Source organism: Dyadobacter sp. LHD-138 (assembly GCF_030929615.1).
Lineage (GTDB): Bacteria > Bacteroidota > Bacteroidia > Cytophagales > Spirosomataceae > Dyadobacter.
This window is the reverse complement of sequence record NZ_JAVFVU010000005.1, coordinates 218,559-232,578: the sequence shown is the minus strand read 5'-3', so window position 1 is coordinate 232,578 and position 14,020 is coordinate 218,559. Positions and strand designations below refer to the sequence as shown.

General features: G+C 44.3%; 11 protein-coding genes. 6 read left to right on the top strand and 5 right to left on the bottom strand.

Annotated elements, in window-relative coordinates; genetic code table 11:
- Window positions 1-48 precede the first annotated feature (48 nt).
- The 3 genes from obgE to RB622_RS05155 all read right to left on the bottom strand — a co-directional run bounded on the left by obgE (window position 49) and on the right by RB622_RS05155 (window position 2,694).
- Window positions 49-1,056 (bottom strand): GTPase ObgE, encoded by a 1,008-nt coding sequence (obgE, locus tag RB622_RS05165; protein ID WP_308045458.1) that lies wholly within the window; start codon window positions 1,054-1,056, stop codon window positions 49-51.
- Between the two features lie 120 nt (window positions 1,057-1,176).
- Window positions 1,177-1,749 carry an adenylate kinase gene (locus RB622_RS05160; protein ID WP_308045457.1) on the bottom strand — a complete coding sequence of 191 codons (573 nt, stop codon included), beginning with the start codon at window positions 1,747-1,749 and terminating at the stop codon, window positions 1,177-1,179.
- A 156-nt stretch (window positions 1,750-1,905) separates the two neighbouring features.
- The gene (locus RB622_RS05155) at window positions 1,906-2,694 is read right to left on the bottom strand and encodes a T9SS type A sorting domain-containing protein (RefSeq protein WP_308045456.1); all 789 of its coding nucleotides are present in this window, start codon (window positions 2,692-2,694) and stop codon (window positions 1,906-1,908) included.
- 199 nt (window positions 2,695-2,893) lie between these two features.
- On the opposite strand from RB622_RS05155, the gene RB622_RS05150 reads away from it, so the two are divergent.
- Window positions 2,894-4,711, top strand: coding sequence for a HAMP domain-containing sensor histidine kinase (locus tag RB622_RS05150; RefSeq protein ID WP_308045455.1), 1,818 nt, complete (start codon window positions 2,894-2,896; stop codon window positions 4,709-4,711).
- 118 nt (window positions 4,712-4,829) lie between these two features.
- Entirely contained in the window at window positions 4,830-7,460 is a 2,631-nt protein-coding gene (locus RB622_RS05145) for a valine--tRNA ligase (protein WP_308045454.1), read from the top strand.
- Between the two features lie 402 nt (window positions 7,461-7,862).
- Here the strand turns inward: RB622_RS05145 and RB622_RS05140 are convergent, their stop codons facing one another.
- Window positions 7,863-8,435: a hypothetical protein gene (locus RB622_RS05140; protein WP_308045453.1), complete on the bottom strand. Its 573-nt coding sequence runs from the start codon at window positions 8,433-8,435 to the stop codon at window positions 7,863-7,865.
- Window positions 8,436-8,599: 164 nt separating this feature from the next.
- On the opposite strand from RB622_RS05140, the gene RB622_RS05135 reads away from it, so the two are divergent.
- Window positions 8,600-9,202, top strand: a complete 603-nt coding sequence (locus tag RB622_RS05135; protein ID WP_308045452.1) for a Crp/Fnr family transcriptional regulator — start codon at window positions 8,600-8,602, stop codon at window positions 9,200-9,202.
- On the opposite strand, the gene RB622_RS05130 is transcribed toward RB622_RS05135, so the two are convergent.
- A complete protein-coding gene (locus tag RB622_RS05130; protein WP_308045451.1) occupies window positions 9,203-10,504 on the bottom strand; it encodes a DUF3472 domain-containing protein in 1,302 nt (433 codons plus the stop codon).
- A gap of 302 nt (window positions 10,505-10,806) precedes the next feature.
- On the opposite strand from RB622_RS05130, the gene fbp reads away from it, so the two are divergent.
- The 3 genes from fbp (at window position 10,807) to RB622_RS05115 (ending at window position 13,995) form a co-directional block, all read left to right on the top strand.
- The gene (gene fbp, locus RB622_RS05125; protein WP_308045450.1) at window positions 10,807-11,802 is read left to right on the top strand and encodes a class 1 fructose-bisphosphatase; all 996 of its coding nucleotides are present in this window, start codon (window positions 10,807-10,809) and stop codon (window positions 11,800-11,802) included.
- Between the two features lie 38 nt (window positions 11,803-11,840).
- On the top strand, window positions 11,841-13,184 hold the full coding sequence (locus RB622_RS05120; protein ID WP_308045449.1) for a DEAD/DEAH box helicase: 1,344 nt from the start codon (window positions 11,841-11,843) through the stop codon (window positions 13,182-13,184).
- Window positions 13,185-13,254: 70 nt separating this feature from the next.
- Entirely contained in the window at window positions 13,255-13,995 is a 741-nt protein-coding gene (locus RB622_RS05115) for a hypothetical protein (protein WP_308045448.1), read from the top strand.
- Window positions 13,996-14,020: the final 25 nt, after the last annotated feature.

Genomic DNA, 14,020 nt, shown 5'->3' with positions numbered 1-14,020 from the left:
TGGTCGGTTTTAAAAATATGTATCTCTTAATTTATTTAACGGAAGCTGTTACACAACGGGGTTGGCCTCGTGGAGCAATTCCCAGATTTTATCTTTCAGCTGATCGATCCCTTCCTCGGTCAATGAAGAAATAAACGTACAGGAAATACCCTTTGGCAGTTTCTTAGCAATTTCTTCACGCTCTTCATCAAACAACATATCCATTTTGGAAATAGCCAGAAGCCGGTGTTTGTCCAAAAGCGACGGGTTATAAAGCTGAAGCTCATTCACAAGCGTATTGTATTCGGCTTCAATGTCTTCACTGTCGGCCGGAACCATGAACAGCAGAATCGAATTTCTTTCGATGTGGCGCAGGAAACGCAGTCCAAGGCCTTTTCCCTGTGAAGCGCCTTCAATAATGCCTGGAATATCTGCCATGACGAATGACTTGTAATTACGGTAAGCCACCACACCCAGGTTGGGCACAAGCGTCGTAAACGGATAATCCGCAATTTCAGGACGTGCAGCCGAAACCACAGAAAGTAATGTTGATTTTCCGGCATTCGGGAAACCAACCAGACCAACATCGGCCAATACTTTCAATTCGAGGATAATCCAGGATTCCACCGAAGGATCACCGGTTTGTGCATGCTGAGGCGTCTGGTTTGTTGATGATTTGAAATGATCATTTCCCATTCCGCCTCTGCCGCCTTTCATCAAAATCACTTCCTGACCATCTTCTGTTATTTCAAGAAGCTGTTCTCCGGTTTCCACATCACGGGCAATGGTTCCCAACGGAACTTCCAGGATAATGTCCTTTCCGTCAGCGCCTTTCCTTCTTCCTCCTTCACCTCCTTTGCCATCGAATGCACGGATGTGTTTTGTATATTTTAAATGTAAAAGTGTCCAGACCTGCGTAGTGCCTTTCAGGATCACGTGACCGCCACGGCCTCCGTCTCCACCATCCGGGCCACCTTTTTCAACGTGTTTTTCACGGCGAAAGTGTAATGCGCCCGCGCCACCTGCACCGGAACGAACATTTATTTTTACGTAATCTATAAAGTTGGAAGATGCCATACCCTGCTGCCGTTGTTAAGATAAAATGAGAAGTGTAATTTACAGTATTGTTTTTACAGCAAAAAGGTGCAGAAATCAGGCCCCAAAAACCTCGTTCTCCGCACCTCTTTGAAATTGATGTTATGCTTGCTCAATAGCCCCGGCTATGCCTTCGAAAATCGTTTCGATCTCCCCTATACCATTAATCGCTATATATTTTCCTTGTGCCTGATAATAGTCAGCCACAGGTTTTGTCTTGCTGTTGTATTCCTGAATGCGTTTGCTGATCAGCTCTTCATTCTGGTCGTCCGGTCTGCCGGAAGTTTTTCCTCTGTTTAACAAACGGGCAAGCAGTTCGTTGTCGTCAACAACCAATGCTACCATCACAGAAATACTTTCGTCATAAGTTGCCAAAAGGGCATCCAATGCTTCCGACTGTGCTACCGTTCTCGGAAAACCATCGAAAATAAATCCTGGTCCGTCTTTGTGTTCCTTAAGTTTGTTGTCGATCATCCCGATAACAACTTCGTCAGGAACCAGCAAACCCTGGTCCATTAAGGTTTTTGCTTTAAGTCCTAATTCGGTACCTCCCTGAATTTCAGAACGAAGCAAGTCGCCCGTAGAAAGGTGAATGAGTTTGTATTCTGCTATAATTTTCTCACTTTGGGTGCCTTTTCCGGCGCCCGGAGGACCAAATAGTATAAGATTCAGCATGGTTGCTTAATGAAACAAATTTAGGACAAAATGATGATTTGGCTACAAATTTACAATTACTTAATACATGTAGGCGCTATTGTCCCGTTTTTTTCCAATAAAAAATCCTCTTAACTGTTACTAATCAAGAGGAATAACCCGAAAAAGGTCAAAAAATCAAGGTAGGATAATCCGCTTCACGGCACCGTCTTCATTTTGCGTAACTGTCACAAACAGAGTGCCTTTTGTGTTTTTCCTGATGTCAATTTGCCCGACAAAATCTCCGCTGAAATCCTTGATTTCTTTGCGTCCAACTTCTTTCCCTTTTGTATCTGAAATAATAATATTCACATCGCCTTTTTGCGGAACGAAGAAACGCAGATTCAATACGCCGTTGTCAGGATTATTCGGATAGGCCGATAATTCACGGACCGTGGAAGCCTTGACCGATTCACTATTCCAGAAATCGCCCATGCGCTCACCCATGCGGTTTCCGAAATCTTCCATATCCCGCATCATGATCTTGGCTTTTGGCCTGAACTCTCTTTCAAAGTCCCGCGTCTTGCTTCTTAATTCATCGAAATTAAAATCCTTGTTAAAGTTGTAGGCAAAAACATCGTCGTCATCCGATTTTTTATGGATTTTCATGCGGCGTTTTTGTTCATTTTTATTGCCTTTTCCGTCGTCAACGGTTATTGTTACCTGGCTTTTCCCGTTGGAATCTATTTTTAGAGAATCCAGTGCCTTGTCAACAAAATCTTCACGGTCGCTGCCGGACATATCCGGAAGTTCATACTTCTTTTCGATCGTTTTGGCTTTGCCATCCTTATCTTCGGTAACTTTAATACGGATGGTCGTTTTTTTCTGTGGCTCCTTGTCGGACTGCGCCAGGGCTTTTTCAGTAAAGGAAAGTCCGCTGATGACCAGTGCAGACAAGGCTATGCGGGATAGGATGTTGGGCGTCATGGTGTTCTATTGTTTTGTTTGTGAGATGATTACAAATTTAATTCCTGTCTGAATTGAAACGCTGTTAAATTTTGTTAAAAATCGAAACGGGTATCCGGGATACACTAAATTTGTTGAACAGAATAAAGTCGCAGGAAAAATAAAAGTGTTGCACGAACAGTGTTGCACGAACAGTTTTGCAAGGAAGATCTAAATAGAAATGACGAAGCGGAAGATTCAGATAATTATTGGTTTAATGTGCCTGGCGTTAATCGGCCTTATTGGTTTTCAGTGGTACTGGATCCGTGAAGCGATTGCGGTCCGGAACGAACAGTTTAACAATAAGGTGGCTGAGTCAGTACAGGAAGTGGTGCACCGGCTCGAAAAGCAGGAAATGATGTACCTGCTGCAACAACGCATTGAAACCGAGCAGCAAAAGGACAAGCTTAACCGGATCACGCAGTTAAGAGAAATGCCGGTGAAAAGAACAGCTGCACAGCATAAGGATAAAAAACAGGTTTCGGCAGCTTCTCCGCCATCCAATATCCAGGTTTTCATCGGCCCGAACGGCGAGGAAATACATTACCAGGTTTTGGCCGAAGCAGCGCCCTCGGATGTTCTGAGCCCCAATTTCAGGGTAATGGTCGATCATCAGCAGCAAATTATTGAGGAGTTTTTTCAGGCGCAGCGTTTTGGTGCAGAAGGTATGGATGAGTTTATGCGCAGACGCATGGATGACGAGAGAAAACTGGGCAATGCTTTCCAGGAAGTTTTTCCAAACCAAAAAAACGGTGTCAGGAACCAGGGTAGGGGGGATTCTCTTCATCGTTCCGTAGAATATCGGAAAGCCTATCCGGGGCTGGACAAGGGGAAATTAGCGGGAACCAAACCGCTTATCAACGGAAAAGCAAAGGATCTTGACCGCGCAGACCTTTTGCGGGAGGTTATGAAGGACCTGATGTATACCAAAAGGCCGATTCAGGAGCGTGTGAACAGATTTTTGCTGGATACTTTACTGAGAAAGGAACTGACGGAAAACGGCATCACATTGCCTTATGAATTTGCCGTGCAGGGTAATGTCAATAACGGGATGATTTTTTCAACCGCCAGCCTGAAATCAAACGAATGGCAGCAGCGATCCTACAAAGCGTCGCTTTTTCCGAACGAGACGTTACAGGGGAATAACCTGCTTTACGTCTTCTTCCCGGATCAGCAGAAATACATTTTAAGCAACATGGGTGTCATGTTTGGCGGCTCAGGTATCCTGATCGTCGTGATCATGGCTTGTTTTTATATGGCGGTTTCTACCATCCTGCACCAGAAAAAACTTTCTGATATTAAAAACGACTTTATCAACAACATGACCCACGAGTTTAAAACACCGATTTCCACCATTGCGCTGGCGACGGAAATGGCACAGGAAAATTCAGGGTCATCCGGCGTGGAGGTTTCACCAAGAATGACGCGTTACCTTGGCATTATCAGGGAAGAAAATAAACGGCTCGGAACCCATGTGGAGAAGGTTTTACAAATGGCGCTTTTGGACAAAGGTCACGTAAAACTGAAACGCAGTGAAGCCAATATTCATGATCTGATTGAAAAAGTACTGAATAGTCAGAGTGTGCAGATGGAGCAGAAGGAGGGTGAGCTGGACCTGGAATTTGAGGCCGTTCATGAGATGATTTCCTGCGATGAGGTGCATATTGCCAATGTGCTCAATAACCTCGTTGATAATGCGATTAAGTACTCTCCGGATAAACTTCATTTGACGGTCAGAACGGCAAATGAAAATAATGGTGTTTCCATTTCAATTAGTGATCATGGCCTGGGAATGAGCAAGGAGCAATTACTCCGCATTTTTGACACATTTTACCGGGTACCAACGGGTAATGTTCATGATGTAAAAGGTTTTGGTCTTGGCCTGAGTTATGTGAAGAAAATGGTGGAAGCGCATGAAGGAACGGTTCAGGTGCAGAGCCGGCCCGGGCATGGAAGTACATTTATGATCTGGCTGCCCATTGCCCCCTCAGAAGCGTAAAAATTGCCCCGACAATCATTAATCTCCTAAGATTCACGTGAAAATATCGGTTTCAAGTGATAACTTGCCGTCTTTTTAAGACTGCAATTGTTATCAACGCCCATATTTTACAAAAAGAATGATCTCCAAAACCTACGCGCCGCAAGAGATAGAAGATAAATGGTATAGCTACTGGATCGAAAACAAATATTTTAATTCCAAGCCAAATCCTGATAAGGAACCTTATACCATCGTGATACCGCCACCGAACGTGACAGGCGTGTTGCACATGGGACATATGCTGAACAATACCATCCAGGATATCCTGATCCGTAAAGCGCGGATGGAAGGCAAGGAAGCCTGCTGGGTTCCCGGAACGGATCACGCTTCCATTGCGACCGAAGCCAAGGTGGTTGCGATGTTAAAAGAGCGTGGTATCAGCAAACGTGATCTTTCCCGTGAAGAATTTCTGGAATATTGCTGGGAATGGACGCACAAGTATGGTGGTATAATTTTGCAGCAGTTGCGTAAACTGGGTGCTTCCTGCGATTGGGACCGTACCAGCTTTACGATGGATCCGGATCTATACGATTCTGTAATCGATGTATTTATTGACCTGTACAAAAAAGGGGATATCTACCGCGGTCACCGCATGGTGAACTGGGATCCACAGGCACGTACGACGGTTTCTGATGAAGAGGTAATGACGAAGGAAGTTAACCAGAAACTGGTTTATATCCGTTACGACCTGGTTGGCGGTGCAGCAGGAGAAGGTGTTGTTATCGCTACGACGCGTCCGGAAACCATTATGGCCGACGCGGCGATCTGTGTTAATCCAAATGACGAACGTTACCAGAACCTGATCGGAAAACAGGTAAATATCCCGTTGATCAATCGCGCCATTACTGTCATTGCAGACGAATATGTAGAAATGGAATTTGGTACAGGCGCTCTGAAAGTGACTCCGGCGCATGACACCAATGATTATGAACTGGGTAAAAAACACAATCTGGCGATCATCGATCTTTTGAACGAAGACGGAACGCTGAGTGAAAAAGCACAGATTCTGGTAGGAGAGGACCGTTTCGTTGCCCGTAAGAAGATCATCAAGTTGCTTGAAGAATCAGGAAATCTGGTAAAAAGCGAAGAATATAAATCGAATGTAGGTCATTCGGAGCGTACAAACGCGGTGATTGAGCCGAGGATTTCGGAACAATGGTTTTTGAAAATGAGCCGGTTAAGTGAGCCGGCTTTGGAAAATGTGATGAATGATACGATTCAGCTTATTCCGCCAAAATTCAAAAATACGTACCGTCACTGGATGGAAAACGTGCGCGACTGGAATATCAGCCGCCAGCTTTGGTGGGGACATCGGATTCCGGCCTATTATTTACAGGATGGGACGGTGATTGTAGCCAAAAGTAAAAATGAGGCTTTGCACATTGCACAGCACGAATATCAGCTTTTTGCTTTAACCGAAGAAGATCTCACCCAGGATGCGGACGTACTGGATACCTGGTTTTCGTCATGGTTATGGCCGATTTCGGTTTTCAACGGGATTAAAAAACCTGACAATGAAGAGATAAATTATTATTATCCAACCAATGATCTGGTGACGGCCCCTGAAATCCTGTTTTTCTGGGTTGCCCGTATGATCATTGCCGGATACGAATACAAAGGCACTTATCCGTTCAAAAATGTATACCTGACGGGTATCGTTCGTGATAAACAGGGACGGAAAATGTCGAAATCGCTGGGGAATTCTCCTGATCCGATTGATCTGATCGAGCAATATGGTGCGGATGGAATTCGTACCGGTATGCTTTTCAGCTCTCCGGCAGGTAACGATTTGCCTTATGATGAAAAACTGGTTGAGCAGGGACGGAATTTCTGTAATAAAATCTGGAATGCATTCCGTCTGGTAAAAGGATGGAGCGTGGATGCCTCGCTTACAACGCCGAAAGGTTCAGCGCTGGCGGTTAACTGGTTTGAAAGTAAACTAAACCAGACCCTGGCGGAAGTCCAGGACCATTTCACGAAATTCCGTATTTCAGATGCGTTGAATTCGGTTTATAAACTGATCTGGGATGATTTCTGCGCACAATATCTGGAAATGATCAAGCCTGGCTTTGAGCACCCGATCGATGCAAAAACGTTTGAAGCAACGCTTGAATTTTTTGACAGACTGATGCGTCTGGCGCATCCTTTCATGCCGTTTATCACGGAAGAAATCTGGCAGAATATTCGTGAGCGTCAGGAAAAGGAAAGTATTTGTGTGGCCGAATTCCCGACGGTAGGAGCCGTGGACACGAACTTACTGGCAAATTTGGAAATTCTGTTTGAGTTGATATCAGCCGTTCGGAATTTGAGAAATACCAAAAACATCAGCCCGAAAGTAGAATTGCCTTTGGCGGTGAAGAGTGATCAGCCAGAGCTTTACAAAGGATTGGAAGCATTGGTGCGGAAACTTGCCAACGTTGCTGAAATTAATTTCGTAGCCGAGCAAGCACCAGGGATGTCATTCCTGATCCGCTCTGACGAATTCTTTATCAACCTCGAAGGAGAAATTGACGTAGAGGCTGAGCGTGAAAACCTGCAAAAGGAGCTGGAATACACGCAGGGCTTCCTGAATTCGGTCGCTAAAAAACTGTCGAACGAGCGTTTTGTGCAAAATGCGAATGCCGATGTCGTTGAAAAAGAAAGACAAAAACTGGCAGACGCAGAAGCGAAGATTGTTACTTTGAAAGAAGCTTTGGTTCGGTTGGGATAGTTATATCCATTACCAAAAAAGCGCTGGCGATCTTTAAGATTCCAGCGCTTTTTTGGTAAAATGCAAGATTTAATCCTGCATTCGGCATCGATCCAAATTTGATCCCTTGCCTTCATATAATACTCGAAAGGGCTAGAAAAAATCCATCAGTCCGCAAAAATCCCGGAGGGATGGTATTATTGTAGCAAGTAAATGTGAGGCCGTCCTATCAAACCCCGTCGGGTGGCCGATTCGTTGTGATTAGCTGTGGAATAAGAATTTTTGGCGGCGTTATAAATTCGATTTCTGAAACGGTTATATCACCCTTTCAGGGTTATGACCTGAATGTTTGCCCGCATTTTCTACAATAATATCATCCCTTCGGGATTATCTATAAGTTTAAACAACTTCAGTACTTTAATTTTAAAACTTCACATGGACTCCCGTATTTATTATGCCTTTGTAACCGTAACCAAGCTCGGTAAATACCCCCATCTTTTTTCCAAATCGAATACCGATGGGTGTTATCTGCATGGTAGCGCCATTGGTGGTGGTCGCTGTATGATAATTATCAACTGAAGCGCGCATGGTGTAAAATCCAAGTCCTGCCATTGCGTAAAGCTTAATTGCCGGTTTTTTAAAAAAGATCCAGGTTACTTCTCCGGCCGTTGTCACAGTCTGCGCATCAAGCCCGGTGAAATCCGTATACCGGAAGTTGCTTTCATTAGCATAGCGGTTAAAACCCGTGGCCGCTCCGACTGCAATTCGATCCGTGATAAAATATTTATAGGTAGCAAAAAAAGCACCCCGACGGACGGTCAGGTTCCGGTTTCCATGAGGACCTTTGTTTGAAAATCCGAGCCAGATATTTCCGAGCGTGTTTTCTGACGGGAGAATGGAATAGCTGGCTGAAATTTCACTCCTGCCTTGATCCTGAGCCAGGCATGGCCATGCTATGGTAGCCATTAGTATCATTTTGGATATAAGTCTGTTCATTCCTTTGGAATTTGACGGCCCGTGTTATTTTTATTCAATACAAAGTAAGTTCTATCATATAAATCTATATCTTGTTCTATGACAAGGATTCACGTTGTCCTACGACAAGATTTTGACTTGTCGCAGCACAACAATTGGTAAACTCACCCCTGATTGATGAAATAATGGAAAGCTTCAAACCCCTGCAAAACATGCTGGAAGCGTCAAATTTTAGTTTGACACCTTCGGTTATGAAGCGGATTCAGGAAAATTTCAGGTCTTTTATGATTCCCAAAGGCAGGGTTTTGGTCGATCTAGGACAGGTAAGTCCTTCCCTTTACTTTATCCAAAAAGGCGTGATGCGGACCTATTACCTCAGGGGGGCCGAGGATATCACTTCGCTGCTCGTTTCAGATGGCGACGTTGTTTGCATTGCAGAAAGTTTCTTTTTGCAGAAGTTATCCAGGGAAGTTCTGGAAACGCTGGAAGACACCACGGTTTATTCGATTTCTTACGACGTTTACCGCAGGCTGATTGAAGAGGATGTACAAATGGCGGGACTGGCGGTAAAACTGCTCGAACAGCATCTGGTCAACTTCACAGACAAGGTGAAAGTTTTCAAATACCTGTCGGTGGAGCAGCGGATTGAATATTATATCAATCATCCGTCGTCGGTTTTCCGAAGGGTCCCCGATCATTATATTGCCACCTATCTGGGCACCACGGGCGCGACTTTCAGCCGCTGTCTGAAAGCCATTGGCCCGGAGCGCTACAAACAGGTGCATTGATTAAGGCAAAAGATTAAAGTCGATTTTGGGGGTTTGACCGGTTAATTCCCGTGTGAAAATTTCGTTGATTGTCGTTAGCTCGTTAAAAAAGCCACAGTTTTTCAAGAAGAAATAATTTTTCTCTTTCCCTCCGGCGTAGTCAAGTCTATAGCCCTTTCTGGCGGTGGCGTCTGCAGTGAATTTTGCCTGGTTCAATTCCGTCCATTTTCCGGCGGTATTCCTGACCCATTGATTTCCGAAATAAACCTGTCGGCCCTTGTCACCCGTGTCGGGAATGAAGTTTTCCAAAAAGGAATGAAATTTTTTGAGATAGGTCTGGGTTTTCGGACGCTTGAAACTGGCTATGAGTTTCCATTGGGCTATTTCCGGTGCGAAAAAATAGGCCGTGTAAGTGGTCGTGCTATCGCCGGATGGTTTTCCCTGTAACAGAAATTTGTAGGTATTGCCCGCCTTCCAGTTGTATTTTAAATAACTTTGCCCGCCTGAGCCTTCGTTGCCAAATTCACCGGTATGGACGTCAGTACCTTTTTTTAGCATAATAATCTGTTTGTCTTTGGGGATCGATTTGGGATCATCCGTGTGAAAAGGGCTCCATACCGAAAAGAGAATCCTGCGTTCCGTGGCCGAATTGACCTGCATACCAAAATATCCTTCACCGAAGCCGTTTGCCATAAAATAGGAACCTGTCACGTCCTCTTTCTCCGGGACGGTTACTTCGTTATAAAACCATTCGATATTTTCATCAGCAGGAAGTGGATAATTGAGGTGAACCGATGGACCACGCCTTCCCCAATAGAAAAAATTATCCTGATTGTTTTTAACAAATGCGGTTCCATTGGCGGCGTCGCCGGATAAAATCCATTCATTCAGCTGTCCAAATTCCGCGCCCGATTTTGAAATACCCTGTACAGTAAATTGCAGATAACCGGTTCTGGTAACGTCCCATACCCCTAAATTGTACTCTTTTTCGGGGCCTGTTATTTCGATTTCTTTTGATTTACCCAAAAAAGAGACCCGTATTTTACTTTTTCCTGTTGAGGAAGAAGCTTTTAGTGAAATATTGATTTTACCGGTTTTCGCAAATTTGATATAAGACCGTAAAACCGGTTCCGGACTTGTCCACCGCGTCAATCCGGCTTCAGTGATTTTCTCTGTTTTCCCATTTTCTATCCAGGAATTGCCGCCAATCGGGACATGAATCTGGCTGGAATCTTTCGCTGTCGCAAATTTATTTTTAACCGCTGCGCTTTCTGAAAGCGGAAATCGGAATAATGATAAAACGATAAAAAGTAATGGATACATGGGTTCAGGTAAGAAAGGATATTTTTTAAGGGCGTAAACTAAGCATTTTTAATGTTACTAAACCGGTTTAACCTGTCGAAATAGCACAAGTTTGGGATAAAAATATTCGTAAAATTTATTTATGAATTGTACACGACGATCTATTAATTTATTCACCCTGAATGACGTATATAGGTAATTTTATACTTAAAAAATATATTGATGAACGCGCTGATTTCTCCGAAAAGTATTTGAAATTTGATACGTCAGATGGTGCATCGATATATTGATAACTTGTTCATATTTTAGAAAAAATGGGTGTTATGGAGTCAAAAACTGCTCAGGAACTGGCTTTGCCGGTGGGTGTTACGCTGGACCGGTTTATTATGCACAGTCAGAGTGCCTTTCCTTATGCCACGGGAGAGTTGTCGCAGTTGCTTAGAGATATTGCGCTGGCCGGTAAAATCATCAACCGCGAAGTAAATAAGGCAGGCCTTATTGATGTGACGGGAGCGAACGGGACAGAAAATGTGCAGGGCGAAAATCAACAGAAGCTTGATATCATAGCCAATATCCGATTTATCCGTGCATTAAAAAATGGGGGAGAAGTATGTGCGATTCTTTCGGAGGAAAATGAAGACATTATTTACACCGGCAACCATCATGGAAAATATGTGGTGGCGATGGATCCGCTGGACGGCTCTTCCAACATTGACGTGAATGTTTCGATCGGGACTATTTTTTCTATTTACAGACGTATCACACCCATTAATTCACCCGCGACCATCGACGATTTTTTACAGGGCGGACGCAAGCAGGTCGCCGCCGGATATATTCTTTACGGCTCGTCGACGATGCTGGTTTATTCGACTGGCGATGGGGTTAACGGGTTCACCTATGACCATTCGTTAGGCGAATTTATCCTATCGCATAAAAATATTATTTCGCCTGCTAACGGCGTGATGTATTCCGTTAATGAAGGCAATTATAACAGCTATCCCAAGTCGACACAAAATTATATAACCGATTGCAAAAGAAAATCTTACAGCGCCAGATACATCGGTTCACTGGTAGGAGATTTTCACCGCAATCTGCTCAAAGGAGGGATTTACCTGTATCCGGCCACGGCAAAAGACCCGAAGGGAAAGCTGCGTTTGCTTTATGAATGTTATCCGCTGGCATTTATAGCAGAGAAATCCGGCGGCAGGGCGAGTGATGGTTTTCAGGATATTCTGGATATTGTCCCTTCCAATTTTCACCAGCGGTCCCCCATTTACGTAGGTTCTGTTGCGATGGTTGATGAAGCTATAAAGGCTTAAATTATGGAAGCTCATTTTTGTTTTCGTACCTTTGCGCGATGCAAACTACGCAAAATAAATTTGAGCTATTCAAGCTTAACCGTCAATTACTCAATGCCATTGAAGAAGCAGGCTACACGGAGCCTACACCCATACAGGAACAGGCAATACCTTTGGCGCTTGCCGGACAGGATATTTTAGGGATCGCGCAGACTGGAACCGGTAAAACTGCTGCTTATACATTGCCTTTGCTCATGCGTATCAAGTATGCGCAGGGAGAGCATCCGCGTGCCTTAATTCTGGCCCCGACGCGGGAGCTGGCGATGCAGATCGCCGAAGCGGTTATTCAGCTTAGCAAATATACTGACATACGTACCGTTGTGCTTTTTGGAGGCATTGGCCCGAAAGCACAGATTGATGCAATCCGGAAAGGGGTAGACATCATTGTCGCTACGCCGGGCCGGTTTATGGATCTTTATCTGAAAGAAGAAATCGTTGTAAAGCATATCAACGTCATGATTCTGGATGAAGCCGATAAAATGATGGACATGGGTTTTATGCCTCAGATCCGCAAGTTTTTGGAAATCCTTCCGCGAAAACGCCAGAATATGCTTTTCTCGGCGACTTTCTCAGATAAGGTAGAACGGCTTTCTTTTGAATTTCTTGAATATCCTACGAGAATTGAAGTGACACCGCAGGCTACGACGGCCGAAAGGGTTACACAGGTATTGTATGAACTGCCGAATTTTCGTACGAAAATCAATCTGCTTACCTACTTATTGAAAGATGCGGAAACGTTTAACCGCGTTCTTATTTTTACAAGGAGCCGCGAGGTGGCTGGGCAGGTGCATGGTTATCTGCTGAATACCGTCGTGAAGGAGAATGAGCTTCGCGTGATCCATGCCAACAAAGGACAGAATACCCGGACCAACGCCATGGATGCCTTTAAGGAAGGTTCTGTGCGGGTGATGGTGGCGACAGACGTGGTGGCAAGGGGTATTGACATCACCGAAGTGAGCCATGTGATCAACTTTGATGTACCGCTGATCTATGAAGATTACGTGCATAGAATCGGGAGGACCGGACGTGCCAACACAGTAGGCCAGGCGATAACCTTTATGACCATCGCCGATGAATACCATATCGTGAAAATTGAGAAGATGATCCGCATGGAAATTCCACGCGAGGAGCTTCCTCAGGAACTGGAAATTGCCAAAACACCAGTAGATGAAAGGCAGATGATGCTTCGTGAAATTGATAACCAGAAAAGGAAGGAAGATCCGACTTTTTTGGGGGCATTTCATGAAAAAAAGAATGCACATCTGTTCAAAGCCAAAACTATGTCGAAGACCAAAGATACGGGTCGTCGAAGAACTGCTACAAAGCGAACTAAACGCAAATAATACAATACGATATCCAATATTTCCGTTTAACTTGGACAATAGAAAAACCTGTTTCTCTATTTTTTAATTTATGAAAGAATCCGTTGTTATTTGGTTTGCTCTTTTAATCCCTGCTCTTGGGCTAGCTCAGGAGAAACATTTGGCAAGCGCGGCACCGATGTCTGATACCAATATCTCGCAGAAAAGACCGCTTGAATTAAAAGAAAAACGTGTGTTACCCCTGTTTGGAGAAGGAAGTAAAAACTCCGAACAGATTGACGAAGAGATACGCTTTCTGAGTGATTGCGATAAATCTTTTGGCAGCAGAATAGAAGCGAGCAGTTTTTTTTCGGCGCGTGCCTGGGAATATCTGCAGGAAGGATCCCTGGACACGGCATGCTACCGTTTTAATCTGGCCAATTTATTAAATGATAAAAATGTAGAGGCTTACTGGGGGCTTGGCGTTGTTTGTTACCAAAAAGAAAATTGGGTCGATGCCAAACGCATGCTAAGCCGGGGCGTGAGTATTCAGTCGAATAATGTGCCTTTGCTTGTGGATCTTTCCACGGTGGACCTGAAACTCTACGCGATCAATAAGCGGCAGGAGGAATTGGACGAGGCATTTAAATTACTTGAAGATGCAGTGGCGTTGGATTCCACATATGCTTTGGGACAATACAATCTGGCTTTGGTGCACTATAACCGAAATGAGCCGGAGAAATCCTGGGAGCACCTGCATAAGGGGCGTATGCTGGATTTTAACCAGATTAACTTTGAATTTGTAGAATTACTTAAAGCTAAACTTCCTGATCCACAGGGGTTCTTTAAGTGATAGCATAAATAATCAAGCTTAGCGA

What these genes read in the sequence shown, in the direction of transcription:
- RB622_RS05115 (WP_308045448.1), top strand. Translation starts at nt 13,255, where the DNA reads ATGAAAGAATCCGTTGTTATTTGGTTTGCTCTTTTAATCCCTGCTCTT.
- obgE (WP_308045458.1), bottom strand. Translation starts at nt 1,056, where the DNA reads ATGGCATCTTCCAACTTTATAGATTACGTAAAAATAAATGTTCGTTCC.
- RB622_RS05155 (WP_308045456.1), bottom strand. Translation starts at nt 2,694, where the DNA reads ATGACGCCCAACATCCTATCCCGCATAGCCTTGTCTGCACTGGTCATC.
- RB622_RS05140 (WP_308045453.1), bottom strand. Translation starts at nt 8,435, where the DNA reads ATGAACAGACTTATATCCAAAATGATACTAATGGCTACCATAGCATGG.
- RB622_RS05135 (WP_308045452.1), top strand. Translation starts at nt 8,600, where the DNA reads ATGGAAAGCTTCAAACCCCTGCAAAACATGCTGGAAGCGTCAAATTTT.
- RB622_RS05150 (WP_308045455.1), top strand. Translation starts at nt 2,894, where the DNA reads ATGACGAAGCGGAAGATTCAGATAATTATTGGTTTAATGTGCCTGGCG.
- RB622_RS05130 (WP_308045451.1), bottom strand. Translation starts at nt 10,504, where the DNA reads ATGTATCCATTACTTTTTATCGTTTTATCATTATTCCGATTTCCGCTT.
- RB622_RS05120 (WP_308045449.1), top strand. Translation starts at nt 11,841, where the DNA reads ATGCAAACTACGCAAAATAAATTTGAGCTATTCAAGCTTAACCGTCAA.
- fbp (WP_308045450.1), top strand. Translation starts at nt 10,807, where the DNA reads ATGGAGTCAAAAACTGCTCAGGAACTGGCTTTGCCGGTGGGTGTTACG.
- RB622_RS05160 (WP_308045457.1), bottom strand. Translation starts at nt 1,749, where the DNA reads ATGCTGAATCTTATACTATTTGGTCCTCCGGGCGCCGGAAAAGGCACC.
- RB622_RS05145 (WP_308045454.1), top strand. Translation starts at nt 4,830, where the DNA reads ATGATCTCCAAAACCTACGCGCCGCAAGAGATAGAAGATAAATGGTAT.